At 51.1% G+C, this 26548-nt stretch carries 24 protein-coding genes and 2 tRNA genes; 14 read left to right on the forward strand and 12 right to left on the reverse strand.

Annotated elements, in window-relative coordinates; all coding sequences use genetic code 11:
* Window positions 1-74 precede the first annotated feature (74 nt).
* From NXT01_RS07565 to gyrA, 4 genes are all read right to left on the reverse strand, one after another.
* Window positions 75-147 (reverse strand) — tRNA-Ala (locus NXT01_RS07565).
* A gap of 8 nt (window positions 148-155) precedes the next feature.
* Window positions 156-232 (reverse strand) — tRNA-Ile (locus NXT01_RS07570).
* Window positions 233-448: 216 nt separating this feature from the next.
* The gene (locus NXT01_RS07575; RefSeq protein ID WP_259079390.1) at window positions 449-790 is read right to left on the reverse strand and encodes a DUF3566 domain-containing protein; all 342 of its coding nucleotides are present in this window, start codon (window positions 788-790) and stop codon (window positions 449-451) included.
* Complete coding sequence (gyrA, locus tag NXT01_RS07580; protein ID WP_259079397.1) at window positions 790-3357, reverse strand: DNA gyrase subunit A; 2568 nt, start codon at window positions 3355-3357, stop codon at window positions 790-792. Before gyrA ends, NXT01_RS07575 begins: the two co-directional genes overlap by 1 nt.
* Window positions 3358-3489: 132 nt before the next feature.
* Here gyrA and NXT01_RS07585 point away from each other — a divergent pair, with 132 nt between their 5' ends.
* The 6 genes from NXT01_RS07585 to NXT01_RS07610 all read left to right on the forward strand — a co-directional run bounded on the left by NXT01_RS07585 (window position 3490) and on the right by NXT01_RS07610 (window position 9217).
* Entirely contained in the window at window positions 3490-3708 is a 219-nt protein-coding gene (locus NXT01_RS07585) for a CopG family transcriptional regulator (protein ID WP_259079399.1), read from the forward strand.
* Window positions 3695-4021 carry a TetR family transcriptional regulator gene (locus tag NXT01_RS07590; RefSeq protein WP_259079401.1) on the forward strand — a complete coding sequence of 109 codons (327 nt, stop codon included), beginning with the start codon at window positions 3695-3697 and terminating at the stop codon, window positions 4019-4021. The genes NXT01_RS07585 and NXT01_RS07590 overlap by 14 nt, the downstream gene beginning before the upstream one ends.
* 254 nt (window positions 4022-4275) lie before the next feature.
* Window positions 4276-5130: an ABC transporter ATP-binding protein gene (locus NXT01_RS07595; RefSeq protein ID WP_259079403.1), complete on the forward strand. Its 855-nt coding sequence runs from the start codon at window positions 4276-4278 to the stop codon at window positions 5128-5130.
* Window positions 5079-6704, forward strand: coding sequence for a hypothetical protein (locus NXT01_RS07600; RefSeq protein WP_259079404.1), 1626 nt, complete (start codon window positions 5079-5081; stop codon window positions 6702-6704). The genes NXT01_RS07595 and NXT01_RS07600 overlap by 52 nt, the downstream gene beginning before the upstream one ends.
* Before the next feature lie 901 nt (window positions 6705-7605).
* Window positions 7606-8046 (forward strand): DUF6918 family protein, encoded by a 441-nt coding sequence (locus NXT01_RS07605; RefSeq protein ID WP_259079406.1) that lies wholly within the window; start codon window positions 7606-7608, stop codon window positions 8044-8046.
* A 154-nt stretch (window positions 8047-8200) separates the two neighbouring features.
* A complete protein-coding gene (locus tag NXT01_RS07610; RefSeq protein WP_259079408.1) occupies window positions 8201-9217 on the forward strand; it encodes a hypothetical protein in 1017 nt (338 codons plus the stop codon).
* A 462-nt stretch (window positions 9218-9679) separates the two neighbouring features.
* Here the strand turns inward: NXT01_RS07610 and gyrB are convergent, their stop codons facing one another.
* From gyrB to dnaA, 5 genes are all read right to left on the reverse strand, one after another.
* On the reverse strand, window positions 9680-11716 hold the full coding sequence (gyrB, locus tag NXT01_RS07615; RefSeq protein ID WP_259079415.1) for a DNA topoisomerase (ATP-hydrolyzing) subunit B: 2037 nt from the start codon (window positions 11714-11716) through the stop codon (window positions 9680-9682).
* 129 nt (window positions 11717-11845) lie between these two features.
* The gene (locus tag NXT01_RS07620) at window positions 11846-12415 is read right to left on the reverse strand and encodes a DciA family protein (RefSeq protein WP_259079422.1); all 570 of its coding nucleotides are present in this window, start codon (window positions 12413-12415) and stop codon (window positions 11846-11848) included.
* Complete coding sequence (recF, locus tag NXT01_RS07625) at window positions 12415-13629, reverse strand: DNA replication/repair protein RecF (RefSeq protein ID WP_259079430.1); 1215 nt, start codon at window positions 13627-13629, stop codon at window positions 12415-12417. Before recF ends, NXT01_RS07620 begins: the two co-directional genes overlap by 1 nt.
* A 35-nt stretch (window positions 13630-13664) precedes the next feature.
* Window positions 13665-14852 (reverse strand): DNA polymerase III subunit beta, encoded by a 1188-nt coding sequence (gene dnaN / locus NXT01_RS07630; RefSeq protein ID WP_259079437.1) that lies wholly within the window; start codon window positions 14850-14852, stop codon window positions 13665-13667.
* A gap of 688 nt (window positions 14853-15540) precedes the next feature.
* Window positions 15541-17178 (reverse strand): chromosomal replication initiator protein DnaA, encoded by a 1638-nt coding sequence (gene dnaA, locus NXT01_RS07635; RefSeq protein ID WP_259079446.1) that lies wholly within the window; start codon window positions 17176-17178, stop codon window positions 15541-15543.
* Window positions 17179-18274: 1096 nt separating this feature from the next.
* On the opposite strand from dnaA, the gene rpmH reads away from it, so the two are divergent.
* The 8 genes from rpmH to NXT01_RS07675 all read left to right on the forward strand — a co-directional run bounded on the left by rpmH (window position 18275) and on the right by NXT01_RS07675 (window position 23938).
* Complete coding sequence (gene rpmH / locus NXT01_RS07640; RefSeq protein ID WP_083987655.1) at window positions 18275-18418, forward strand: 50S ribosomal protein L34; 144 nt, start codon at window positions 18275-18277, stop codon at window positions 18416-18418.
* Between the two features lie 34 nt (window positions 18419-18452).
* Entirely contained in the window at window positions 18453-18863 is a 411-nt protein-coding gene (rnpA, locus tag NXT01_RS07645; protein ID WP_259079454.1) for a ribonuclease P protein component, read from the forward strand.
* Window positions 18864-18868: 5 nt separating this feature from the next.
* Entirely contained in the window at window positions 18869-19093 is a 225-nt protein-coding gene (yidD, locus tag NXT01_RS07650) for a membrane protein insertion efficiency factor YidD (RefSeq protein WP_259079462.1), read from the forward strand.
* Between the two features lie 309 nt (window positions 19094-19402).
* A complete protein-coding gene (gene yidC, locus NXT01_RS07655) occupies window positions 19403-20362 on the forward strand; it encodes a membrane protein insertase YidC (protein WP_259079473.1) in 960 nt (319 codons plus the stop codon).
* A 202-nt stretch (window positions 20363-20564) separates the two neighbouring features.
* Window positions 20565-21155 (forward strand): 16S rRNA (guanine(527)-N(7))-methyltransferase RsmG, encoded by a 591-nt coding sequence (rsmG, locus tag NXT01_RS07660; RefSeq protein WP_259079651.1) that lies wholly within the window; start codon window positions 20565-20567, stop codon window positions 21153-21155.
* Between the two features lie 121 nt (window positions 21156-21276).
* On the forward strand, window positions 21277-22200 hold the full coding sequence (locus NXT01_RS07665) for a ParA family protein (RefSeq protein WP_259079475.1): 924 nt from the start codon (window positions 21277-21279) through the stop codon (window positions 22198-22200).
* A 61-nt stretch (window positions 22201-22261) separates the two neighbouring features.
* Window positions 22262-23290, forward strand: coding sequence for a ParB/RepB/Spo0J family partition protein (locus tag NXT01_RS07670; protein WP_259079482.1), 1029 nt, complete (start codon window positions 22262-22264; stop codon window positions 23288-23290).
* 3 nt (window positions 23291-23293) lie between these two features.
* Window positions 23294-23938, forward strand: coding sequence for a hypothetical protein (locus NXT01_RS07675; RefSeq protein WP_259079484.1), 645 nt, complete (start codon window positions 23294-23296; stop codon window positions 23936-23938).
* Here NXT01_RS07675 and NXT01_RS07680 read toward each other — a convergent pair.
* The 3 genes from NXT01_RS07680 to trxB all read right to left on the reverse strand — a co-directional run bounded on the left by NXT01_RS07680 (window position 23935) and on the right by trxB (window position 26486).
* The gene (locus NXT01_RS07680; RefSeq protein WP_259079485.1) at window positions 23935-25116 is read right to left on the reverse strand and encodes an N-acetylmuramoyl-L-alanine amidase; all 1182 of its coding nucleotides are present in this window, start codon (window positions 25114-25116) and stop codon (window positions 23935-23937) included. The genes NXT01_RS07675 and NXT01_RS07680 overlap by 4 nt on opposite strands.
* Window positions 25117-25196: 80 nt before the next feature.
* Entirely contained in the window at window positions 25197-25520 is a 324-nt protein-coding gene (gene trxA / locus NXT01_RS07685; RefSeq protein WP_259079491.1) for a thioredoxin, read from the reverse strand.
* A gap of 36 nt (window positions 25521-25556) precedes the next feature.
* The gene (gene trxB, locus NXT01_RS07690; RefSeq protein WP_259079493.1) at window positions 25557-26486 is read right to left on the reverse strand and encodes a thioredoxin-disulfide reductase; all 930 of its coding nucleotides are present in this window, start codon (window positions 26484-26486) and stop codon (window positions 25557-25559) included.
* Between the last annotated feature and the right edge of the window lie 62 nt (window positions 26487-26548).

A 26548-nucleotide genomic window follows, 5' to 3' on the forward strand; every position in this document is an offset into this window, starting at 1 on the left:
TACCTCAGCGACTCGCTGCGAGGAGACAAAAAGAACCGGCACCTTTTAGGTAGGTACCGGTTCTTTACTAGTTGTGGAGCATAGGAGAATCGAACTCCTGACCTTCTGCTTGCAAAGCAGATGCTCTACCAATTGAGCTAATGCCCCAAATTCCTTGGTGGGCCTAGCAAGAATCGAACTTGCGACCTCATCGTTATCAGCGATGCGCTCTAACCGACTGAGCTATAGGCCCTTAAGAAGGAACAGTCGAAATGTTATCTAAGAAGTTAATATTTCACAAATCGACTCGTGACCATGATGTTTATGGTCACACGATAACCTTGTGCTCAGTAGTTATCACTACAACGCTGCGCCTTTCATTTTAGGGCTGGGTATAAAGGAAAAACAAATTCCACCTCCCTTCTATGCAGCTTGCGCGGGTGAGGGAGGTGGAATCTGTTGCTAGGGCTTAGAAATCGTGGGTAATTTGAATGCGTAGCCCCGAGGTGAAATCAGTGGTGGCGTTGTAGCACACCGCGATCAGCGGCAGCAGCACACTGGTGAGGATCACAAAGATGATAGCCAGCAGCCCGGCTAACATCATCACCAGTGGAAAGGTGATGAGCTGGGTTCCACCTACACCACCAATAATCTGGTTCACCTGATCCCACACTCCCATGGCATCCATGCCAAAGTACAGCAGGGTGACACTTAAGAGTCCGGCCGCTGCGAGCACCGTGGAGAGAATGAAGGTAACCCGAAAGACCGAGAGCGGCGCGATATGGGTAATGGCGCTAATACGAGTAGCCATTATTTATCCCCTTGTTCCGCGTCATTGGGGCTCACGCTGAGCGGAGTTTGGTGCCCGTGCGGCAATTCCTTCTCCCCTGTTGCTACCTTTTCGGCTTCTTCTTCGCCTTCGCCTTCAACATTTCGGTCAATGGCTAAAAGGTCAACACCGTCTTGGAGGTTCACCAGGCGAACGCCCATGGTGGCACGAGAGCTTGGTCGGATCTGGTTAACCTCGGTGCGAATCACGCCACCGGCTGAGGTGATAGCGAAGATCTCATCGTCTTCATCTACTACAATCGCACCGATGAGTTTGCCGCGCTTCGGGCTGTACTTAAAGGTCATCACACCAATGCCGCCGCGGCCACGGGTGGCATATTCTTCCATGATGGTTCGCTTGCCATAGCCCCCTGAGGTGGCCACCAAGAGGGAGGAGCCCTCGCGGACTACGGTCATGGCCAGGAGTTGATCCTCGCCTCTAAAGCGCATGCCCTTCACACCTGCGGTGGATCGACCCATGGGTCGTAATTGCTCATCATCGGCGTGGAAGCGGATGGCCTGGCCTTCTTCGGACACCAGCAGCAAGTCATCGTCGCCAGAGCATAGGGCTGCTCCAATGAGTTTGTCGCCCTCATTGAGGTTGATAGCGATGAGCCCTCCTGAACGATTTGATTCATAATCGCTCAAGCGTGACTTCTTTACTCGACCTTGCGCGGTGGCGAGAACGAGATAAGGTGCGTCTTCGTAGCTTTGGATCTGGATCACCTGGGTGATGCGCTCTTCTGGCTGGAATTCCAGCAGATTGGCTACGTGTTGCCCACGAGCGGTGCGGGATGTTTCCGGCAGCTCATAGGCCTTGAGGCGATAGACGCGACCGAAATTGGTAAAGAACAGAATCCAGTCGTGGGTGGAACATACGAAGAAGTGGCGGACCACATCTTCTTGTTTGAGTTCGGCCCCGCGAACTCCCTTGCCACCACGGCGCTGCGACTTATAGGCATCGACCTTGGTGCGTTTTGCGTACCCCGTTGAGGTGATGGTGACCACGACATTCTCGCGGGCAATGAGATCCTCTTCGGTAACATCGCCCGTAGCGGCGATAATCTGCGAACGACGATCATCGCCGTGCTTATCGACGATCTCTTTGAGCTCAGCGCGCACAATGGAGCGCTGACGTTCTGGGGAGGAGAGGATATCCATCAAATCGGCGATTTCGGCTTCGATGGTTGCCAATTCATCAATAATCTTCTGGCGTTCCAGGGCAGCGAGGCGACGCAATTGCATAGCCAGGATGGCGTCGGCCTGAATCTCGTCGATCTCAAGAAGATCCATCAGTCCAGAGCGGGCTACATCCACCGTGGCCGACTGACGGATGAGGGCAATGACCTCATCCAACATATCGAGGGCTTTGACCAAACCGCGCAAGATATGCGCACGTTTTTCCGCTTCATCGAGACGGTACTGGGTGCGGCGCACGATCACTTCGATCTGGTGAGCGACATAATTGCGCAGCATCTGATCGAGACGTAAGGTACGCGGCACCCCGTCAACGATCGAGAGCATATTGGCGCCGAAGTTCGTCTGCAACTGCGAGTGCTTATAGAGGTTATTGAGCACGACGCGCGGTACCGCATCTCGCTTTAGGGTAACCACGATGCGCATACCCACACGATCGGAGGATTCATCTTCGATCTTAGAGATTCCAGCCAGCTTGCCGTCTCGTACCTGTTCTGCGATATTTGAAATCAAATTATCGGGGTTGACCTGGTACGGAAGCTCCGTGATCACAATGGTCTGGCGGCTACCCTCTTCTTCAATGGAGGTCACACCCCGCATCCGAATGGAGCCGCGGCCAGTGGTATAAGCATCCCTAATACCTTGGGTTCCAACGATTAGGCCCGCCGTGGGGAAATCGGGACCCTTGACAAAGCTCATGCAGGCATCGAGCGTCGAGGTTTCATCAGCCTCGGGATTCTCTAATAACCAGTAGATGGCGTCGGCCAATTCGCGCAGGTTATGGGGTGGAATATTGGTAGCCATACCCACGGCGATGCCGTTGGAGCCGTTCATTAAAAGGTTGGGGACCCTAGATGGCAGAATATCGGGCTCTTGAGTTTTACCATCGTAGTTCGGGGAGAAATTGACGGTATTTTCTCGGATATCGCGCACCATCTCCATGGCTAGCGGGGTGAGGCGGCACTCGGTATAACGCATGGCGGCTGGGCCATCATTGCCGCGGGAACCAAAGTTTCCTTGGCCGTCGACAAGCGGGTAGCGCATATTCCAGCTCTGCGCTAGACGCACGAGGGTGTCATAAATGGCTGAGTCACCGTGTGGGTGGAATTGTCCCATGGTGTCAGAGACCGGGCGTGCTGATTTTACATAGCTGCGATCTGGGCGGTACCCGGAATCGAACATGGCGTAGAGAATGCGGCGGTGCACGGGCTTTAAGCCATCGCGGACTTCTGGGAGTGCGCGGCCGACAATAACCGACATGGCGTAGTCGATATACGACGACTGCATTTCCTCATTGAGGTCGATCGGGAAAATGCGATCGTATGTTTCTCCCGAGAAGAGATCGTCACTCATATAGGGACCTTTCATTATGAGAATAAATCTCTTCTAGTCTAGCCCCTTAACGGCCTTTTGAGCGCATCTCAGCGCCTGATCCTCCCTTAAGTGATACCACAGTGATACCACTTTGTGGCGTAGGATTGAAATATGGCAATGACGCTTCGATTAACACCCGAATATAACCGCGCTGTTGAACTCCTCGCACAGGCTCAGGGGGTGAGTAAACACGAAGCCGTTTTGCGCGCCATTATGGCCCAAGCCCGGCGCAGCGTGAATGATTCTCTTATTGAATCCCTCGCCACCGATCTCATCGAGAACCACTACATGGAGGATCGACTGAATCGAGCGCGGCGTGAGCACCACTAATTCCTCGCCCCGCACGCCTACCTCCCCGAGACCGTGGGTTAATCTCAGCCCCGAACAGCTTCTCATCATCGCCGATATTTTTAGCGCCATCTATGCCACTTGCATCACCGATTATGCTGCACTCTATGCTTGCGCCACCAGTACTAATGCCCGGTTCGAGGGGGTTAGGGTCGATCGAGACGTTCAAGAAAGTGCCCGCTCCCTCGCCCGAATAATTAACCTCACTCATCCACTGAACGCACACAATGAGAGCTTTGCCCGATTCGCGGCCACAGTTTATCTATCCTTTGCCGAGCATATTTCTACCCCGTAGCGATAGCTTATGAGGTAAATAGCTAGAGCTTTAACCGCCCTACTGCCAGCGTGATGCCACAATCTCACAAGGCTGAGGCTTAAGGATGCTACGGCTAAACACGGCAGCGTCGTCACGGTATAGGCACTCGCGATCGTTCTATCTGTGGCGTGTATTTAAAGTCTTTGCTATTTTCTAGCCTTTGGTGATATTTCTGCAGCATTCCTCTGTACTTTTCCTAGCAAAAGCAAAAGATCTCTGGGACACTACAGAGTATGAACAAGCCTATTATTTCTATCAATAACCTCGTCAAGAGCTTCCGCACCACCCAGGTTCTCAAAGATATCTCTCTTATGATCCCGCCCGGCAGCATCCACGGCTTCCTCGGACCCAATGGTGCCGGAAAATCAACCACAATCTGCTGCCTTTTAGGATTTATTCGCCCCGATTCCGGCACTCTAAGCCTCAGCGGTCACGATCCCACTATCAACCCCTCGTTAGCGCGGAAAAACACCAGCTTTGTGCCTAGCGATAGTCACCTCTGGCCACATCTAACGGGAGGGCAGATTATCGATACCCTCGCTCGCATCCGTCACGGCCATAATAGCAAGCCACTTCGAGCCGAGAGGGCGCGCATCAGCGAACTCATTGATGATTTCGATGTAGATCCCAGTAAAAAGATGCGCACCTATTCTCGTGGCAATAAACAAAAGGTGCTCCTCATCTCGGCACTAGCTGCTCCCACTGCTGCCATTATTCTGGACGAACCCACCAGTGGGCTGGATCCTCTCATCCAACACGTCTTTAAAGATTGGCTCATAAAACGCCGCAATGAAGGTGCCGCTATTCTTATGTCTAGCCATATCTTTAGTGAAATCCAAGAATTAGCCGATGAGATTAGCATTATCCGCCACGGATATATTGTGGAATCAGGCCCCAAGGACACCCTTACCCACCTTGGTGGCATGCATATACGAGCAGTTGATTCCCGCGGGCAACACATCGAAGAATTTGTCGCACCAAAGTTGGTTAACACCACTCTTACTCGGCTCATTAACCAAGGAGCACACTCTATACGGTGCGAACCAGCCCACTTAGAAGATCTCTTCTTGAAATTTTACGAGCGGTGATCATGATGTTTAGTTCTCTTATTCACCTATTAGGACAGGATCTGCGCTCCAAGAAGATCTTTCTTGCCTCATGGCTCATTCCCCTTATTCTCCTGACATATATCTCACCCATAGCCACCGAGAATTCCATCCCTAATCCTGATGATCTGGCTTCTATCGGTGCTGCCTCAGCTTCCTCAGCTGGAGTGATTGCCTTTTATGGCCCCCTGCCCACTATTCTCGATATCTATTCCCTCACCGCATGGAAAACCGGAATGACTGTTATGGTCTTAGGCGCCATTATGGCCGTTCTTTTAGCTACCTATACTTCCATTGGTCACGAAGAGAATGGCCGGGCCGAAATTCTACTGAGTCAAGGAATGACAAGAGGTACCCTTCTTGGCTCTTCGATTCTTAGTCTCGTTATTATCACTGGAATCTTCGCTTTCGGTTCAGGCCTGAGCCTTGTACCCACAGGGGCTTCACTAATAGGTTCCCTATCTTATGGGCTGGCGCTCTTTTTTAGCACCTCTATTTTTGGCCTTATGGCCATTCTTATCGGGCAGGTCACTGGATCTGAAAGGCTGACGAAGGCTCTGTCCCTCACCCTTATAGGATTTAGCTTCATGGTGCGGGTATTCGCGGATCTTTACACTATCAACTGGCTTCGAGCGCTAAGTCCTTTGGGTTGGCGGGATTTACTTAAGCCTTTCGACGGTGAAGAATTTTTCCCTGCCTTATATATGGCTCTGAGCTGCGTAGCCGTGATAGGTGCCACTTTCTTCATCAAACGCGATCTTGGCTCCCAGGTTCGTGTAATTTCACATGCACTTAAGAGCCGCTCTGGATATGGGCTTAGTAGATTGTGGATTTCTCATAACCGCGTCGCTCTTTCCTTCTTCAGCGGTGGAATCATTATATTCAGCATCGCATTCTTTGCCCTTGTGGGAGAGATGTCCAAGATTTTCTCAACTACCCCAGAAGCGGCGATGATCTTTGAACAATTGGGGTTTGGTAGCTCCGTCATCGCAGGCGCTGCCCAGTCATTGGCCCTACTTCATGCCGTCGTGCTCTCCATTATGGCTATTGTGCTAAGCCAGAGCCTGTACAGGGCCGAGATATCAGGAACTTTAAGCCTCCTTCTTAGTACCGGACGAACAAGATGGGAGATTCTTCTAAGAACTTGGCTCCTCGTTGCTCTTATGACCGCGGGTATCGCGATGATCAGTGGTCTCCTCGCTGCTTTAGCTGCGATTATGAGTCCAGAGGTACAGGCTGATCAGTTTTATCCTCTCTTCTTTAAAGTAATTGATCTCTATCCCGCTACATTTTTCGCTTTCGGGTTTTCTTTTCTGCTCATGGGCCTAGCGCCCCGATTTGTTGGTCTGGCCTATCTCCCCGTTGCTTTATCTGCGCTTCTCAGCTTCTTTGCAGAGTTTTTTCCCCACTCTAAGACGATCATTAAATTCTCTCTCTACTCCTGGGCACCACATATGGTTGATCACGCTCTGGGGGTAGGTGTCCTCATCCTTGGTGGGCTTGTCTGCTCAATCATTGGGATCAGGTGCTATATCCGGAGAGATCTTCTTGCCTAAATGAAACTTGTCTAAATAAAAATAGCCTCTCCCCCTCTATAAGAGGGCCTTGAGAGAACATATAGAGATATCTAAAGAATCGGCTATCTATGGCACCACTTATCCCTTAGGGGAAGCACGCGACACCCTCGAGTTTGCAGGAATAACTAGGAGTCCATCCTTACTCCGTACATCATCTAAACCCATGCACCGGAGGGAGCGCGTCCAAAGATCAGGTGTGACCTCAGACTACCTCTCCCCCGAATAGGGTTAGATCCGTTATCAGCATAGTACCGAGCCACTGCTACTTTTTGCCGATATTTTTTTCAATACCGGGGCAAATACACTGTTTTTCCCAAAGACTCCGTACCGATGCGGCTTCTCTCTAGGCTCAACTCCGGGGTATAGATGCAAACAGCGACCTTCAAGAAAACTCCCCGACCTCGGAAAAGAGCTTTTTCGCATCGTGCATTTTAAATAAACCGTCGAAAGTTTCCTCATACGCTGCGCAGGTTCCTATGCGGTGTGTTGACGGTGCTTTTTGTTTTCGTGATGGTCAGCTCGGCAACGAGATTGAGGCTTGGGAGGGGAATTCATGCCCGTGCGAGATTTTCTAGGTATTTTCTTTGCGGGAGTACCCACAAATCTGTAATAATTGTGACTGTTGTGATTGCAGTTAACTATTGAGGTGTCCTGATCGCTCCTTACTGCTGGGTCTTCTATATCTTGTATCGGGATGTGAAATAAAAGGCAGACACCCTCGTAGAATCTGTGGCGGAAGAATTGCAACTGTGGTTTATAAGCGTTCGCAATAGTTGGTATATCCCTGAAGCTGGTCATATCACACATTGCGAACGCTTTTTTATCGCCTATTGGTATAAAGTTCTTCTCTACACCCGCTCGGGAAAGGCTGATTCACATTATGAGCACCCTAAAAAACATGCTGAAAACTCACCGCGAATCTTTCGTAGCAGATCTCAGCACTCTGATCGAGGATTCCATTCAACAGAGTTCCGGACTGAGTTCACTAGCTCTCAAAGCTGCTGTTAAAGCGGGGAAAAAGATCAACGAGTCTATCGTGTCACGCACTGTGAATTTATTAGCTCCCTTTATTCTCTCTGCCTTACAGCCATATTGGGATCTCTACCAAGAATCTACGACGGCCGATTTCGGAACGTACCTCAATGCTGAAGCTGAGAATGTTATTAGCGATATTCTCAGCACTACTGACACATGGGTACAGCGGTTCGGGAAATCACCATTAAACAGATATTACCGTCACTATCGATCGCATCTGGCACATATGATTAGCCCCCGTCTCCCTCTTCTGGGGGATATCATAGAAAAGTATATGCGACCATGATTTTCTAAGAAACAACCTGCTTATTGCAGTAAATCAGCTGGCATCCTTTTTAGTTTTTCTCAACAAGGTTCTGTCATTAATTAAATCCGTTAAGATATTCATACTTGCTTGATTAAGCATCTTCTTATTCTTGGATTTTTTAGGAGCCTTCTCTGTGAAAAATAAAACCCTTATCGCGCTCACTCTAAGTGCGAGCATGCTACTCCCAGCTCACATCGCACAGGCCGCAGTTGCTCCCACAACTAATGTGGAGATGAATGCCGAAACCAGCGAATTCGTTGCTATGTCGGCCACCTTTGACCCCTCGCTTGGGCGTACCGAAGGCATTGCTGCTCTGAAAGAACTGCGCAGTAAGATGTGGGATCTCAACCCCATCTACCGCCACTACTACCTCGACAAATTCCCGGAGGGGACTCGCCTCCAGGATGTTGCTCGTCAATATGGAATCACCTCCAAGGCGCAGTACACCAATGTAAAATCAGATGAAAATCTCACCTGGATAGCTGTTCAACGAGCTGGAGAAGCTGGATATAAATTTGCTCACACACGTATCGACGGCTCCTCATACCGAACCGCCACCCGAGACGGTCATAAGCCTCAACTTGAGAGTTTGGCTCTGGGTCAACCAACCCTGCGTGAAACCATTCTGAAAGCATGGGGCGAGAAAGAGCTCGATGCACTCAAGAAAACAGGTGGCACATTTTCCGGAGACAGCGGGCATCTCATGCATATGCTCAACCCCGAGCACTCTACCTACGGTTTCGCCCGCGTCCATGTACACGGACTTAAGAATAAGATTTCTCCTAGCTATGCAGCGATCTCCAGCTCTCCCGCAACCAAGCCCGATCGTATTCCCGCTGGTGAACGCACCGAATGGATCTATCGCACCAAAGAAAAGGGAGAATCAGCCACCGGTATTATAGGTGGGTCTACGCCAAAGGAAACCCCAGCACCGAAGCCACAGAATCCTCCTCGGCCAAGCAAGAAACCTGAAGTTCCAGGAAATAACAATACCCAACCAGATAAAAAACCAGATAATGATCCGAATTCTGGAAGCGCGGCTGATTTTGGCGGCGAGAATAATACTGTTGGAATCATTGTTGGCGTCATCGTAGCCGTCATTGGTTTGATCGGCGCCCTGGCGAAATTTGCCATGGACTTCCGCCTATAACCACTCCCTCATCGGAGCAAGTAGCGCCGACTGGAATCCTCACCAAGAGCTATTCCGGCATTAAAGGAGCGGTGCAGTGACGTTGTGACTGCACCGCTCCTTTTATCTTTTTAAGGTATAAAGTCTTAGGGACCATCGAGTGCAAAATATTCGCTACTCAAACAACTAATAAGCATACAATCATGCTGGGATCATGGGCTCTACGGCTACAATCTTTTTATTTCTGTTCGAAGCAACAAAACACCCTGCACCTACGAGAGCGCGATATTTTTCTGGCTGTTACAACCGACGCTGTGGTGGCCCGATCTTCTTAATCAGTCTCCTTAAATAAACCTCAAGCCCACAATGTGTCAGCCTCAGACGTCTTGCTCTTCTCTTTTTATACTTTAGAGAATGCGTGCCCATCATAGCCAATAAAAATCCCCGTTGTCCCAGCTATAACCGTGGCAACGGGGATTTAGACTAGACGTCGAGGAAGCGAACGTCCTTAGCATTTCTTGTAATAAAGGAACGGCGCGCCGCAACATCATCACCCATCAAAATGGAGAAGAGCTCATCTGCGCGCTGTGCATCTTCCATATCCACGCGGCGCAGAATGCGCACCGAAGGGTCAAGGGTCGTCTCCCACAACTCGCTCGGGTTCATCTCACCAAGACCCTTATAGCGCTGGATGCCGTCATCCTTATTAATCTTGCGCCCAGCAGCTAAACCTTCAGCGAGCAATTTATCGCGCTCGGCATCCGAATACGCAAATCCAGGTTCGCCCTTGCCCCACTTCAACTTATACAAAGGTGGCTGAGCCAAGTAGACGTGTCCCTCGGAAATCAACTGCGGCATAAAGCGGAAGAGCAAGGTTAGCAGCAAGGTCGCAATATGCTGACCGTCCACATCAGCATCCGCCATGAGCACGATCTTGTGATAACGCAATTTCGAGATATCGAATTCGTCGTGGATACCAGTCCCAAGTGCAGTAATAATAGCCTGTACCTCGTTGTTTTTGAGCACCTTATCTAAGCGTGCTTTTTCCACATTGAGGATCTTGCCACGCAGCGGCAAGATCGCCTGATACATCGAGTCACGTCCGCCCTTAGTAGAACCACCAGCAGAGTCGCCCTCGACAATATAGAGCTCGGTCTTACTCGGGTCTTTGGAGCGGCAATCGGCGAGCTTACCGGGCAAGCCACCTAGATCAGTGGCAGACTTCCGGCGCACCATTTCACGTGCTTTACGGGCAGCAAGTCGAGCATGAGCCGAGGAGACAGCCTTGTTGATGATAACCTTGGCTTCTGCCGGATTAGCATCTAGCCAGTCGGATACATGCTCGTATACTGCCTTCTGGACAAATGAGCGTACCTCGGAGTTGCCCAATTTGGTCTTTGTCTGACCCTCAAACTGGGGGTCGCCCACCCGAACGGAGATCACTGCTGCTAAGCCTTCGCGGCAATCATCGCCGGTAAGATTAGCTTCCTTTTCTTTTAGGAGCTTATGTTCGCGGGCGTACTTATTCATCAAAGATGTGAGCGCCGCACGGAAGCCTTCCTCGTGGGTGCCGCCTTCGATGGTGTTAATGGTATTGGCAAAAGTGTGCACCGATTGGGAATAGCCCGAGTTCCACTGCATAGCGATTTCAATCTCGTGATCATCGCCCTTGGCTTCGAAGCCCACAATGGATGGATGCACAGCTGTTTTCGACCGATTAAGGTGGGCCACGTAGTCTTCCAAACCATTCGGATAGTGAAAGACCTTACGCTTTTCCTTTTTCTTCACAGCAGTGGTTTCAGGGGTGGTTTCATCCGCTGCCTGATCGATCTCATCAAGGGAGAGATTGCCTTCTGCCTCGGCAATTTCGTCGAGCTCGATCTCCTCAACACTCGCCCGCTTATCGGTAAGTGTGATGGTCAGGCCTTTATTGAGGAAAGCCATCTCCTGCAACCGACGAGAAATGACCTCAAAGTCGAACTGCGTTGTTTCAAATATCTCAGGATCTGGCCAAAAGCGAACTTTCGTCCCCGTCCCACGAGCATTAGTGCCCTCGATGAGATCTTCTGGAATAGCCTGGTTGAAGTTCTGATACCAATGCTTCCCATCGCGCTTAATATCGGCTTCAACGCGAGTCGAGAGGGCATTGACCACGGAGATACCCACACCATGGAGGCCACCGGAGACCGCGTAGGATTCCGAATCGAATTTGCCGCCAGCGTGCAGCTGGGTCATGACCACCTGGACGGTGGGGGCTCCAGAGGGGTGCATCTCCACGGGGATACCGCGACCGTTATCAACGACCTCGATTCCACCGTCGGCAAGAATTGTCACATCGACCTTGTCGGCATAGCCAGCCATTGCCTCATCGACTGAGTTATCAACGACTTCCCATACCAAGTGATGCAGACCGCGCTCATTGGTCGAGCCGATATACATTCCCGGTCGCTTGCGCACTGCCTCAAGACCCTCAAGGATGGTGATGGATGAGGCGTCGTACCCATGTTCAGCGGTTGCCACGTGAACTAGCACTCCTTCAATTATGTACAGTTAGACTGCTTTATTCTACACTGCCTAGAGCCCTACGTGGTACTACTACGCTTAGGTCTATGCCACCTATATGAGCCGATTTTCACGCCCCATAAAAAATTATCCGTAGGTGTCGCGAGGACCACGACCTTTGACATGCAGCGGGCCATGGCGCCAACTAGGGGTCTTAGGTCCAAATATTTTCAACTCGGTCACAATATCTGGACCAACTTTGTGGGCGATAGCTTTCAGAATCTCTTTTTGCATCAGGCGCAAATTAGTCGTCCATGCTGTGGAATCACAACTAATAAACAATGTGGTGTCCTTAAGCATTTCTACCCGGGTATGGTGAGCCACTTGATCGCCGACGAGCAAATCCCAGTTGCCCATAATCCAGCCCTTGGCCATACCAGGCTGCCAGCCACGCTTGCTAATTTCCTTGTTAAGAATAGTGCCGAGGCTCTCCAAGCTATACGAGCCATAGGAGATCGCCCTCCCATCGCGACCTGTCGGGCGTCCACGGCGCCGCATATTCACCGCAGTATTCTGGGATCGAGGTTGGGGACGCTGCGGGGCGGCGTGCAAATCGGGAAGGTGTGCTGAGCGTTTCTGAGCCATTTCCCGCATTTTGAGAAAGGCCATCTGCACACAATCATCAGTAGGTTTATCGTCGTCGCGCTCAGCAGCCATTACGGTGACTCCGCTGAGATGACCTGGGCATCCGCCTCAGATTCCGCTGCATATTTTAGCTGGGAGACACGACCAGATTCGGTGTCTTTGACTCCGACTTCAAAGCGCTGCGTGATCGCTTCAAGAAGATTCTCAGGGAGATCTTCAAAGGCTGCTGCAGTAATAAAGACTTGCTCAACCGATTCGGTCAGGGCCACCAACCTGGTGCGGCGTGCCAGATCTAATTCGGAAAACACATCATCCAAAATCAAAATGGGGTCGGTACCAGAGGCCCGAAGTAATTGGAATTCTGCCAGACGCAGGGACAATACCATTGACCACGTTTCCCCGTGACTGGCAAAACCCTTGGTAGGGGCGTCACCAAGGAGAAGGTCCAAATCGTCGCGGTGGGGTCCGACGAGACTAAGACCCCGATCGATTTCTTTGTGGCGCTTTGCCGCGAGTTCTACGAGCATTGCAGCTTCAATTAGTTCCGGATCGGTCTCAGTTTCAGCTATTCCTGGCACGCTGGAGCGATAGTGAATATGCGCAGGTCGAGATTGGGGGGCAATGGTGGCATATGATTGTTCAACTAGTGGGTTGAGCTCTGAAACTAAATCCAGGCGAGCAGCTATTAATTCAGCTCCTAAACGTGCTAACTGGTTATCCCAAATATCGAGGGTATCTAGGGTGCCTTGATCGTGCCCGTAGCCGCGACGAAGGTGAGCGCCAGCGGTTTTTAATAAGGTATTACGTTGTTTGAGTACCTTCTCGTAGTCCATTTTGACGGCGTATAGCCGGGGCCGCAGCGCTTTGAGTATATTGTCCAAATAATTCCGGCGTTCTTGGGGTTCTCCCCGAACGAGAGCGAGATCCTCTGGACAAAAAAGGACGGTGCGAACAACTCCCAATACCTCCCGTGGGGCTTTGAGCTGGGTTCGGTTGAGATGTGCTCGGTTGCTGCCGCTGGAGTTGATGAGTAAATGCACAGTTAATTCCCGGCCATCGTTGACCGCAGTAGCCGAAATCCTGGCATTGTGAGCCCCGTGGCGCACCAGCGGAGCATCCTTAGGGACACGATGGGAACTCAACCTAGCTGCATATCCAATGGCTTCCACAATATTTGTTTTGCCGAAGCCATTGTGGCCGGTAAATAGTGTAATTCCAGGATGAAGACTGATCGACAACTCAGGCCATGAGCGATAATCACGCAGAGAAAGTTCCCGAATATACACATTAACCTCGATCTCTTAGGCAGACTGTGCCAGATCTAGCCTGGTAACCGTACGGGCATCAAGAGATAGGTGAAATCAGTTTCAGGGGTGGGGAACATTCCCTCTTCGTTGGCCTCAGGCATATTCTCCGGCTCTGGAATCAAGATCGCCGGACGTGAAGATTCGGTGAATCCAAAGACTACCCGTGCGGAGCGGATAACACTGAGGCCATCGCGCAGATATGCAGGATTAAAGGCAATAATGAGCTCTTCGTCCGAGCTATAGGAGCAGGGCAATGATTCTTCCGCATGTCCGGAATCCGTTCCACCGGCGGAAAGAATCAGTTCACCGCGGCTAAATTGCATCCGGATCTGGGCGCTACGTTCGGCAACCAAAGAGACACGGCGGATAGCATCCTGTAAGTCTGAGATATTCACACTGGCCATCGAGCGGTGTTCCTTAGGCAGAAGTGGTCCCACATTGGGAAAAACTGCATCGAGGAGGCGTGTGGTGGTTTGGCGGTTATCGACGTGAATACCAAAAAGACCTTCGGCTCCAATGGCATCACCAGTACCAACTGCGATTTCCACCGGCTCGGAGGAGTTAGAGTCCAAGGTGCGAGCATTTTCTTGCAAGTTTTTCGCAGGAATCAGCAATTTAGCCGTTGCTTCTGGACTCTGCGGAGCCCACTGAAAGCGACGCAGGGCGAGTCTAAATCGGTCTGTTGCGGTGAGCGTCACTTCTTCACCGCTGATCTCCATATCAACTCCAGTGAGCATGGGAAGGGTGTCATCGCGACCTGCAGCTACGGCTACTTGGGTTACAGCATCAACAAATAATCTGGGATCAATAGCCCCCGTAGCCTGTGGCAGGGTAGGCAAGGTGGGATAATCATCGAGGGGAATAAGTGGTAATTCAAAGCGTGAAGAACCGCACTCTAATTGCACCGTTGAGCCTTTAACATAAATGTTCACCGGCTTGGTGGGCAACGTGGAGATGATATCCGCTAAGAGTTTTCCTGCGACAGCAATGCGCCCCTTATCCACAACCTGGGCTGGAATGCGAACTTTAGTAGATACCTCGTAGTCGAAACCGGCAACTTCAAGGCCTTCGTCGTCGGCAGTAATTAGCATGGCTCGAAGCACTGGTTGGGTGGGGCGTGAAGGTAGATTACGCGCTACCCATGAGACCGCGCTGGACAAGTCATTTTTTTCAACTTCGAATGACACTACATTGTCGTCCATGTGCTCCCTGATGCTCCCTTGGTTGGAAAAGTATTTAGTCGGCCGTTTGTCATTTGCTGCAGCTCGTCAGCACGTGTCGAGCTTGGCTGAGCATAATGTTAAACCACATCCTAAACCACATCACTGTGATTACTCACGCCGATGGTTGATGGTTTCACTCTAACAAACCTACCTGCCCTTGAGGTTCGTACAAAGAATTTTTGTTATTCGGTTGGCGGTCGCTGAACTCAGTACATTCTTGTTATCCCCAGCTCTTCTTTCTCTTAATAAATTACTAGTAATAAAAGTGGTAACTACAGTAAGTCCTGGCGAAACTGTGGATAAGGGGTCCTTTAGCCAGCTCAGTGAGTAATTCTTACCTGTGCGCAGGGGTGTTAATAACCTGTTGATAAGTCACCTTCAATGTTGATAACTTTAGGCCTGACGGTTGTCCACAAATCTACTCACATATAACGCCGTGGTAGTCCCCAGAATTGCAGGAGTTATCCCCAGATTGTTGTCCTGGGCTTTTCTTGGTGAATAGTGATGAGGTTCACCTAATTACAGCAATGTAATTACACGGGTGTGGATAACTCTGTGGACTCTGTGGATAACGTACTGAAATCGCATTGATCCTTAGTCGGAGATAAAAAGGCCCTCCAGGTCCACACTGTTGCTGTGGACCCGGAGGGCTTGATATCTGGAATATTTAACCCTGCGCCTTCTTTTTAATCAGCGCTGTTAATTTTTCGATCTCATCATAGGTTTGGCGCTTCTGGGTGATCTCCTGTCGGATCTTCTTCTCCGCATAGACCACGGTGCTGTGATCGCGACCGCCGAACTGCTGGCCAATTTGTGGCAAGGAAAGCTCAGTAAATTCGCGGCACAGATACATCGCTAGCTGCCGCGCATGCGCGAGAGGCCGGGATTTCTTAGCCGAGAGTAGTTCACTGATCTCGAAGTTAAAGTATTCGGCAGCCGCCGCCTGGATATGCTGCGCGGTAATCTGTACGTTTTGCTCGTCGGGTAGCAGGTTGCACAAGGCCGCCTCAGCATTATGGATATCAATGCCGCTGCTCGTTAGAGAGGCAAAAGCAGCAACACGAATAAAGGCTCCCTCCAATTCGCGAATAGAGGAGGTAAAGCGCGAAGCAATAAGCTCGAGTACGTCACGACTTGCCTGAACACCCTCAGCTTGTGCCTTCTTTTCTAAAATCGCAATACGCGTTTCTAGATCGGGTGGATAAATATCGGCAATAAGCCCGGCCTGGAATCGGGTGCGCAAGCGATCTTCCAAGGTAGTGAGCTGCTTCGGTGGCCGGTCAGAGCTCAGAACGATTTGCTTGCCACTTTGCTGGAGCGCATTGAAGGTGTGGAAGAACTCCTCCTGGGTACCTTCTTTACCCTGCAAAAACTGGATATCATCGACCATTAAGATGTCGTAGCTGCGGTAGCGTCTTTTAAAAGATTCCTGGCGATCATCACGCACCGAGTTAATATAATCATTGGTGAATTCTTCGCTAGAGACATAGCGTACCTTCAACGCGGGATGGAGCTGCCTGGCATAATTTCCAATAGCGTGCATGAGATGGGTTTTCCCGAGTCCGGAATCTCCCCACACAAACAGTGGATTATATGCTCGTGCTGGCTTCTCGGCGACGGCGATAGCTGCAGAGGTTGGCAATTTATTGGAATCGGAGACCACATAATTGTCAAAGGTATAGCGCTCATTAAGATTTGAGGCCTCATCAATACGCGGGGTGGAAGAATCTCGATTGAGCAGGCCAGCGTTGTGATCCGTGGCTGATGATTCCGAGCGGGGGCGAGCAGAGGTCGCGTCGAGTGGAGCGAGGTTGTCACCTCCCATGAGCATGGTTTGCTGCCCGATAATCGCATCGCGTTCTGCTTTGCGGGGGGCTTGAACTGCGGCGCTTACAGCAGTGGGGGTTGAGTGCTCTGGTTTTTCTTCGGAGCTAAGCTGATAAGCAGGTTGAGCTCGAGGAGAAGTTTGGTCAACCACTGCTTGGGGAGCCTCGGATATGCGCTGGGGGGTTGCGGTGCCCTCGTCGACGACCACTCCTATAGTGGTCAAAAAGCCGGTACGGCGTTCGATAATCTCGCGAATCGGGGATACGAGATATTTCTCAATATAGGTCTTAGCACCCTCTGAGGAGGTGGCAATGAGAGTAAAACCGTTATGAATGAGAACTATGCGCGATAATTCAAGATAAGCGCGCTCGCGCCGTCCCACATGGAGTGCACTGTCAGAGTCACCACTGGTGAGCTCATCAATGATGGCATGCCAAGTTTCCTCATTATCCTCTGTATTCGCTGCATGGGCAGTCACGGTTATAGGTCCTTACAGTGTTCGATAGGCAGCAGTTCTTCGCCCTTGACGTCAAGACTAAAATCACGAATTTCAGTCAGGCACAAGCAAAGGTGATGCCCCCTTGGCTATGGGTGTGGCGCTATTAAAGGGACACGAGATTTTCTCCCGGTACCAGTTGCCGCCTGCTCACTAGTCGGGCACGAGTACCCGGCTATTGAGTTGTTGTCACAATTATCCCTTGCAACAAAGGGCTGGAAACTTCAGACGCGTCAGAGAAGATTTCCCCAATGACACGGTTGTCATCTACAGCCCCATCCACAATCACCGTTGAGATTTATCTAGCCCATGACCACGTCTTCCACAGGTTTATCCACAGCTGTGGATAAACCTCGGGGTCATCTCCCCGAAAAGTTATCCACAACCTAGATGCGTGGGTGTTGATAACTTTCTTGGTGAAAGAAATCGCCGTGACCTCGATAAACCTCGGAATTTGTGGAAACTATAAACCTTAAGTTTAAAGTTATCCACAGTCCTGGGGATAACAGGGTGTGGGATTGCATTCGCTGGATACTATTGTTACCGCTTCCAAGCCGAGGTGTCTAACTCGTACTTTCACTATCCAATATATTTCCTCAGCTGCGTCTTAATTTATTGGGTACCGTGGCGCCATGGCGGATGGAAGATAATGAATCAACCTGTGGATAAACCCTTTGGTGGCATAAAAGTCCAAGGTTAATTACAACTTTGATATTCCGAGGGTATTAAGGGGGTACCCGCGTGTCGATTTGGTTTCATCCCCGCGATTCACGTACCCTTAGTTGGTCTAACACAACGCTTTCTAGCCAGAACCTTGTCTAGATGGCCTTGTGCTTAAGAAGCGAACACCTGCTGGTTGTCAGCAGAATGCTCATAATTCTCCGAATATTCGTCCGCGAATATCTTTGGGGAATGACTGCTTCTTAAATAACCATCATCCAACTTTTTGGGATGAACTTTTCAAAAAGAGGGGCTGTGTCACTGCAGTCTGGGCTCATAGCGATGTCCGTATAGGCTTATAAAATCCTGCCCCCTTATGAAAAGTTTTTCCTGCGTTAACGTATTGAGGAGTATCACCGTGACCAAGGGCAAGCGGACGTTCCAGCCGAACAACCGTCGTCGCGCTAAGAAGCACGGCTTCCGTATCCGTATGCGTACTCGTGCCGGCCGCGCAATTGTGGCCGCACGTCGTCGCAAGGGACGCGCAAAGCTGACCGCTTAATTTTTATATAAGCGCATAGCGTAACATTCGAACGGTGCTTCCACAGCAGCATAAAATAACCTCTTCTGAGCAGTTTCGTCACACTATTCGGAAAGGTAAACGTGCAGGTGGGCGCACCGTTTTGGTGTATTATCACCAACCCAGTATTTCAGATATAGATGACGCTGATACCCGAGCGACTTCTTTGTTATCCTTAGCCTGTCCCGTTGCCGGGCTCATCGTCTCTAAAGCCGTGGGCAATGCAGTGACTCGACATGCCGTCAGCCGCAAACTACGCCATATTCTCCGACCCATCATGCCTACGCTCCCCCGCGGATCTGCAGTCGTTATCCGAGCCCTCCCAGCCTCTGCGACCGCTGATTATCACAGCCTCGAGCGCGATATTATCAAGGCATTGTCAAAATTAGGACAGATATATCCCTCTACTGGCGCACAGCTAAACTAGGGCATATGGTTTCGTTTCTTCGCGCCGGTGCTCTTGGTGCTATTCGCTTCTACCAGCGCTATCTTTCGCCGCTGAAGGGTGGATCGAGCTGCCGATTTGAGCCTAGCTGCAGCGCTTATGCGCTCGGGAGTTTTCAGCACTACCCTCCCGCCAGGGCGCTTGTGATGAGCTTGATTAGACTAGCGAAATGTGGTCCCTGGCATCCTGGTGGATACGACCCTGTGCCCTAATGAGGCCGGAGTATTGCAGTGTGCAGCCCAACGCTATAAGCCTAACCCTGCAAGAACCACACGATAAGCCTAACCCTGCAGGCACAATGCTTAAGGAAATGTCCTGCTTAATTCTGTGCTCGGGAAGAGATTTATTTATCTCCTCGTTCGGCATTGGGCTTGTTTCGCGGTAGAATCCCGAGGGATAACCAAAAAACTCACGCGTGTGGCAACGCGGAGACCACGGGCAGGTCCTGCTTTTTCTCTAAAGCGGGGCTGGTCCTCACCATGTTCTTATATGACCAACACCTTGAGGAGTCTTGACTCACCGTGCTCAACTTCATCTATTGGCCAATTTCGGCCATCCTCTGGTTTTGGCATAAGGCCCTCAGCTTTGTGCTAAACCCCGATTCCGGCCTGTCGTGGGTGCTGGCGATCGTGCTGCTCACCTTCACCATTCGTATGCTTCTGGTGCGTCCGACGCTGAAACAAATGCGATCCATGCGCAAGATGCAAGAGATGCAACCGCGCATGCAGGAAATTAGAACTAAATATAAAAACGACCAGCAGAAAATGATGGAAGAAACCCGCAAGATGCAGAAGGAGATGGGTGTTAATCCCATCGCGGGTTGCTTGCCTATTTTGGTACAGATGCCGGTATTTATTGGCCTCTTCCACGTCCTGCGCTCCTTTAACCGCACTGGTTCAGGGGTGGGACAAGTAGGTTTGTCCTTCGAGGCCAACCGCCAAACGCCGAACTATATCTTCTCTGCCAGCGATGTTCAGTCTTTCCTCGACGCGAGGCTTTTTGGGGTTCCGTTATCTGCGTATATCTCCATGCCCCAGGAGATGTATAAGGCCTTCCAGCCGGTCGACTTCACCAGGACCAATATTATTTTGGTAGCGGCACCGTTGATTGTGATTATTGCTTTCGCAATTCATATGAATGCGCGTATGAGCATTGATCGACAAAAAGCCCGTCTTGCTTCGGGGCGGCAAAAGCCTTCAGGCAATAACCAAATGCAAGCTCAGATGGATATGATGAACCGCATGATGTTGTGGGTCTTCCCCCTGACTATCTTAGCTACCGGTGTGGTGTGGCATATAGGTCTCTTGTTCTACATGGTGTCGAATAATATTTGGACCTTCTTCCAGCAGCGCTATGTTTTTGCCAAGATAGACGCCGAAGAGGATGCAGAGATTGCCGCAAAGCAAGAAGCCAAGCGCGCCACCGCTCCTCGCCCAGGCCAGAAGCCGACGAATCAGAAGAAGCGTAAGGGCAAGAAATAATCGCTTTTCATTGGAGGCCGCTGTGAACACATACCGTTCACAGCGGTCTTGTACTTTCGCAAGAAGATTGTTTAGCTCGTAAACGTGTAAGGTGAAAAAATGCTACGATCCCCCAGCTCAAGGAGAGACCTACGTCGTGGATAACCAATTAGACTTCGACCCCACTCCCCCATCAATTGCCGGTGAGGTCTTCGTCCACCACATGGAAAAGGCACAGCGCTATCACCAGCTCCTAGCCACGATGGGATTGGAGCGCGGGTTTTTGGGGCCGCGTGAATTACCTCGGCTGTGGGATCGACATATCCTTAACTGCGCGGTGATCGGAGAGGCCATTAAGCCAAATATGAGGGTGGCTGATATCGGTTCCGGTGCCGGTCTCCCAGGGATCCCTCTGGCAATAGCTCGTCCCGATCTTGATATCGTGCTGATAGAACCGCTTCTTAAGCGCTCTGAATTTCTCAAATATGTTGCCGTGGAGCTCGATCTCAATAATATTTGGGTACTTCGCGGTCGAGCAGAGGAAAAAGAGGTCCGCAGAGAAGTCGGTGGTGTTGATATAGTAACGTCGCGCGCGGTAGCTCCTCTCGGTAAGCTCGCTGGGTGGTCGTTGCCGCTCGTTGACAAAGGCGGCCGGATGTTGGCTCTTAAGGGTAGCTCAGTCCACGAGGAAATAGAGCGAGATAAGCGGGTGATTACCAAAGCTGGGGGCGCTGATATCAAAGTTTTTACCGTAGGAGAGATACTCCCAGAACCAACAACGGTGGTGTCTATTAGGAAAAATCGGTCTCGCTAGTAACGATGCGGTGCTTGGACGTGGCATTGATTATCTGAATCATCTGGCTAAGCCGAGGGAGAGACACTAAGGTTAAGATCAGCATAATTGTGGCAGAAAGGTCTGGAAAAAGTCGGATACCATGGATGAAATGAAATGGGAAGATACCCCCGTCGCCGCTGCCGCTAGACGAGCAGCGCAAGTCTTGACCCCACATTCGCTGTCCCTCCCCAAACCGGCTTCTCCCCGTTATATCACCGTGGCCAACCAAAAAGGCGGAGTGGGTAAAACCACCTCATCAGTTAACCTCGCCGCGGGGCTAGCTCTTAACGGCCTTAAAGTCCTCGTTGTTGACCTCGATCCGCAGGGAAATGCGTCGACAGCACTGGGGGTCGAACACCGCGCGGGCACCAATTCCAGCTACGAACTTCTCATCGGTGAGTGCACCGCCGAGCAAGCGATGGTGCAATCCACAGCGAGTGAAAACCTGTGGTGTATCCCAGCTACTATTGATCTGGCTGGTGCTGAAATCGAATTAGTCTCTATGGTCAGGCGGGAATATCGATTGAGCGATGCCCTCAATTCCCCCTTTATTCGAGATAGCGGTTTTGATTATATTTTCATCGACTGCCCACCCTCCTTGGGTTTGCTCACTATTAATGCCATGACCTCGGTCAACGAAGTCCTAATTCCTATTCAATGTGAGTACTACGCGCTCGAGGGTGTAGGTCAGTTGCTCAATAATATTTCCATGATTAGGCAGCACCTCAACCCACGCCTGCATATTTCAGCGATCTTATTAACTATGTATGATGCTCGTACCAAGCTCGCCGAACAGGTCACAGAGGAAGTACGTTCGCACTTCGGTGAGGTGGTTATGCGGACGAAAATCCCGCGTTCGGTGAAGGTCTCGGAGGCCCCTGGTTATTCGCAGACGGTATTGCACTATGATCCAGGCTCTCGGGGTGCTCTCGCCTATCTTGATGCCGCCCAAGAATTAGCTGAGCGAGGCGATTACCTTCCCTCCGCTGATTCCGGTGCTGTGGGAGTGAAACCCTCCGCTTAAATGGAGACTCTTCCCCCACCCACGAAGACTGTTTTAGGGTTTGTGAAAGGAATAGATAGAGATGGCGCAGCAAGAATCACGTAAGGGCGGACTTGGCCGCGGTTTGGCCGCTTTAATTACATCTACCCCAGATTCCCGATTGGGGGCAGATGCCACCGATATTCTTCTTGGTCGATCCGCCGCACCAGCCGAGCGTGACGCCAGTGGCGCGAAGGTTAACCCGATTCTGGCCGAAGCTGCCGCTCAGGATGCATCGCCCGTGGCGGAGGAGGAAGTAGATTTCGGCGCGCAGTACCGTGAGATTCCTATTGGTTTAGTGATCCCTAACGCAAAAAACCCGCGCCAGGCTTTCGATGAAGAAGATCTTGGGGAGCTAGTTCATTCCATTAAAGAATTTGGTCTGCTCCAACCTATTATTGTGCGCGCTCATCAGGGACGCTTTGAAATTATTATGGGCGAGCGGCGTTGGCGTGCCGCTAGTAAGGCGGGGTTGAAGAAAATCCCCGCGATTATTCGCGATACCGACGACCAAAATATGCTCCGCGACGCGCTCTTGGAAAATATTCACCGCGTACAGCTAAATCCTCTCGAAGAAGCAGCCGCCTATGAGCAACTACTGGTGGAATTTTCGGTGACTCAGAATGAACTGGCTGATCGCCTCGGTCGCTCCCGCCCGATGATTACCAATATGCTGCGTCTACTCAAGCTCCCAGTCGCCGTGCAAACCAAAGTTGCGGCCGGGGTTTTATCTGCTGGCCATGCCCGAGCTCTTTTGGGTCTAAAAGATAAGCGGCAGGAACAAGAACGCCTCGCTGAACGCATTGTGGCGGAAGGGATGAGTGTACGAGCGACTGAAGAAGCAGTCGTCTTGCTCAATCGAGGGGAACAACCGCAGTCGAAAAAGACCAGAGAGAAGGCTCAGACTCCGGAATTTTTCAACCAAGCAGCCGAGCACCTGGCCGATAACCTCGACACCAAAGTATCGGTGACGGTAGGCAAGCGGAAGGGCAAGATCGTGGTGGAATTTGGCGGCCGCGAGGATTTTGATCGCATTATGGCCCTGATTGCCGGAGGCAACGAGCGGCACTGATCGATGGCTAAAATTCTCAGAGCCATTGATATGGAGGAAATTGCCCATCTCCATCCTCGCACCGCTTCCGGTTTGTTCTGGGAGCTTAGTCCGCATGCACTCAGAGAATTTCGCGGTGATCCAGTTTTGGAAAAAGAAGCGTGGCTGATGCAGTCCCTTCTGCAACTGGGTCGGTGCGGATTAAATTATCGGCTTGAGCACACCTTGGAATATTCAGCCCAGGCCACACTATTATTCACTCCCGGTGATCGGGTTCCAGGTCAGGTGGTTTTCCCTACCGCTCCGGTTTCCCCAGAGGCGTGGCTGATTAGCTCAGTTCATATACACCCGTTGCTGAAAGATACCGGCTTGGAAGCGACTCTCATCGCAGCAGCGTGTAGTTATCTTAGCCAGGAAAAGATTCCCGCGGTCGAAATATATGGGTACCATCCAAGAGCCTTAGCAGCAAAGGATAAGGAAGATAGGGGAGACAAGGAGGTGACGGCGCGTATTGAAGATTTTGGGCTTGTTGAGGTCAATATCGCACAAAGCTGCGGTTTTAAAATCCATCAACCGCATCCAATATTTCCGCGTTTGCGCCTTAAACTACCCGCCCCGCAAAGAGAATGGGAACTCTCCGGCGTCTCGCAGCTTGTTGTTAGGGTTTAGCCTTCGAGCAGTTCTTGCTTGAGCAATTCAGAGAATTTGAAGGTTCCCGTTGGCTGGTCGTCTTGATCCATGAGATAGAGCCTTTTGACGGAAACAACGATAGCCTCGGCGATATCATCACGCTTTTTAGGATTACTTAAAATGCGCACATCACCAGGATTACTGAGATACCCTGGAAAGATTTCCACACACGTCATCTGTGTCATGCGTAAAAGATCCCATGTGCGCGCGTGATTACCACAATTGACAAGCTTGGTTCTAGCTGCAATTTCACGCTGGATATAGCCAGAGAGCTTCTCGCCAATCATGGAGTAATTTCCAGATTCGGAACCAAAATAGAAGGTGGCACAGCCGGAAGCTTGCTCATTGGGATAGTGATCTGCCTGTAAACAGATCATCAGATCGGCTTGGAAGGAATTGGCTATAGCCACGCGTTCAGCATGGGTGAGATCGCTATTGCGCGGTCGGGAAATGATAACGTCCATTCCGGCTTCGATCATGCGTCCCTCAATGCGAGTGGCAAGGTCCCAAATGAGCTCTTCTTCGGTGATCTCACCGTAAATACCGCGTACAGTCACACCTTTATTAGGCCCACCGAGGCCGGGGTCAATAACGACGCGTTTGCCTGCAAGTTGGGGCCCCGCATCGCGGACACGCTCGCGCTCGCGCAGCTGGTTCGGGGAACCCCCAGTAATCCGGCGACCAAGAAGTCCAAGAGAGTCGATGGTTTCTGGGCCGCAAATTCCATCGATATTGAGCCCGTAGTTGAGTTGATAATTTGCAAGCGCATCATGGGTCATCGGACCGAAATGACCGTCGAGGCGATCGGTGTAGAAGCCTAGTTCCTGGAGCTGTTGCTGAAGTTGGTAGACATCATCGCCGATCATATGATTGTGCTCTTGATACGCGAGAACGCGAACTCCTAGCTGGTAGGAGGCTTCTCGCAGCACGCGCAGAGTAGTTTCGGTAATTTCGCCCGAGGCGATTAAGCCACGGGATTGCTGGAAGCCACGCAGCGCCTCTTGAAGGTCGGAATCGAAATATGTATCGGACTCTTCGAAGATATGGTCAGTGCTGAGATCATCACGGAAGGACGTGAGGTGTCCGAGTCGGGCTAGTGCTGCTCGCACCTCTGCCACTTTCGGGTTTTTATCCCCGACCCTTATGACTGTGGACACTCTCATCCTTCCCATCGTGCTATCTACGTGTGAGCGATACCCTAGATCTAGCGTATCGACGGCTCATCATAGGATAGCATTTAGAGATGCTTTTGAAGCATTGCCACGATGTCTGACTTCTTGCGACCTCCAACGAATTCGTCGACCTTCTCGCCATTTTTGAAGATCAATACCGTAGGAATCGACATAATCTGGAACATTGCGCCTAAGTTACGCTCAGCATCCACGTTGACCTTGGCTACGGTGACGTGGTCACCCATCTCGGCAGCAATCTCATTAAGCACAGGGCTAAGCTTTTTACAGGGGCCGCACCATTCTGCCCAGAAGTCGACAAGGACGAGTTTGTCAGACTCGGTGACAACGGAGCGGAAGGTGGATTGGGTGACATCAATAGGTTGGGACATAAAAGACCTTTCTTATCTAACTAGGTTTTATAGGTTTTATTGGGTGAGTGTACCCAGGAAGTGTTCGGCATCAATAGCCGCGCGGCAGCCGGTTCCCGCTGCAGTTATGGCCTGCTGATAGTGACGATCAACAAGATCGCCGACCGCAAAAACACCAGGGATATTAGTGCGGGTCGAAGGCTCGTCGACGATTACATAACCTGACTCGTCGCAGGTGACGGTATCTTTGAAGAGGGCGGAGCGGGGATCATAACCGATGGCTACGAAAAGGGCGGTGACATCGAGATGTGATACCTCGCCCGTAATGGTATCGGTGAGTTCCACATTGCTGACTTGCTGATCTCCGTTGACCTTGCTGACAACCTTATTGGTTAAGAAGGTGATCTTGTCATTATTGCGGGCACGTTCGAGCATAATGGCGGAGGCGCGGAATTCTTCACGGCGGTGAATAATGGTCACACTCTTACCAAATTTAGTGAGGAAAAGGGCCTCCTCCATTGCGGAATCACCGCCACCAACCACAGCGATATTGTGGTCGCGGAAGAAGAAGCCATCGCAGGTAGCACACGCTGAGACGCCGCGGCCTAGGAGTTCTTTCTCCCCTTCCACTCCGATATAGCGAGGGGCGGAGCCGGTGGCGAGAATGACGCTCTTGGCTTGGTACAGGGTGTCATCGACCCAAACCTTTTTGATCTCACCGTCTAGCTCGACCTTGGTTACTTCTTCGCTGATGAGCTGAGCTCCGAAGCGCTCGGCTTGACTGCGCATATTTTCCATGAGCTCTGGGCCCATGATTCCGGCGGGGAAGCCAGGGAAGTTTTCGACTTCGGTTGTGGTCATCAGGGAACCACCGTATTCATATCCTTCGAATACGAGCGGATGAAGTTCGGCGCGGGCTGCATAGAGTGCTGCGGTATAGCCTGCGGGACCGGAGCCAATGATGATCACGTTGTGGATATCTGCCATAGTGCTGTTCTTTCGTCGAAGTGGTGAGTAATCAACCTTATTCTAGCGTTTATAACCCAGAC

The sequence above is a fragment of the Corynebacterium sp. ES2775-CONJ genome, from assembly GCF_024814515.1.
In the GTDB taxonomy this organism is placed as follows: Bacteria; Actinomycetota; Actinomycetes; order Mycobacteriales; family Mycobacteriaceae; genus Corynebacterium.

What these genes read in the sequence shown, in the direction of transcription:
- trxA (WP_259079491.1), bottom strand. Translation starts at nt 25,520, where the DNA reads ATGTCCCAACCTATTGATGTCACCCAATCCACCTTCCGCTCCGTTGTC.
- NXT01_RS07595 (WP_259079403.1), top strand. Translation starts at nt 4,276, where the DNA reads ATGAACAAGCCTATTATTTCTATCAATAACCTCGTCAAGAGCTTCCGC.
- NXT01_RS07665 (WP_259079475.1), top strand. Translation starts at nt 21,277, where the DNA reads ATGGATGAAATGAAATGGGAAGATACCCCCGTCGCCGCTGCCGCTAGA.
- gyrA (WP_259079397.1), bottom strand. Translation starts at nt 3,357, where the DNA reads ATGAGTGACGATCTCTTCTCGGGAGAAACATACGATCGCATTTTCCCG.
- dnaN (WP_259079437.1), bottom strand. Translation starts at nt 14,852, where the DNA reads ATGGACGACAATGTAGTGTCATTCGAAGTTGAAAAAAATGACTTGTCC.
- NXT01_RS07575 (WP_259079390.1), bottom strand. Translation starts at nt 790, where the DNA reads ATGGCTACTCGTATTAGCGCCATTACCCATATCGCGCCGCTCTCGGTC.
- NXT01_RS07620 (WP_259079422.1), bottom strand. Translation starts at nt 12,415, where the DNA reads ATGGCTGCTGAGCGCGACGACGATAAACCTACTGATGATTGTGTGCAG.
- trxB (WP_259079493.1), bottom strand. Translation starts at nt 26,486, where the DNA reads ATGGCAGATATCCACAACGTGATCATCATTGGCTCCGGTCCCGCAGGC.
- NXT01_RS07670 (WP_259079482.1), top strand. Translation starts at nt 22,262, where the DNA reads ATGGCGCAGCAAGAATCACGTAAGGGCGGACTTGGCCGCGGTTTGGCC.
- NXT01_RS07605 (WP_259079406.1), top strand. Translation starts at nt 7,606, where the DNA reads ATGAGCACCCTAAAAAACATGCTGAAAACTCACCGCGAATCTTTCGTA.
- rsmG (WP_259079651.1), top strand. Translation starts at nt 20,565, where the DNA reads ATGGAAAAGGCACAGCGCTATCACCAGCTCCTAGCCACGATGGGATTG.
- NXT01_RS07675 (WP_259079484.1), top strand. Translation starts at nt 23,294, where the DNA reads ATGGCTAAAATTCTCAGAGCCATTGATATGGAGGAAATTGCCCATCTC.
- NXT01_RS07585 (WP_259079399.1), top strand. Translation starts at nt 3,490, where the DNA reads ATGGCAATGACGCTTCGATTAACACCCGAATATAACCGCGCTGTTGAA.
- yidD (WP_259079462.1), top strand. Translation starts at nt 18,869, where the DNA reads ATGGTTTCGTTTCTTCGCGCCGGTGCTCTTGGTGCTATTCGCTTCTAC.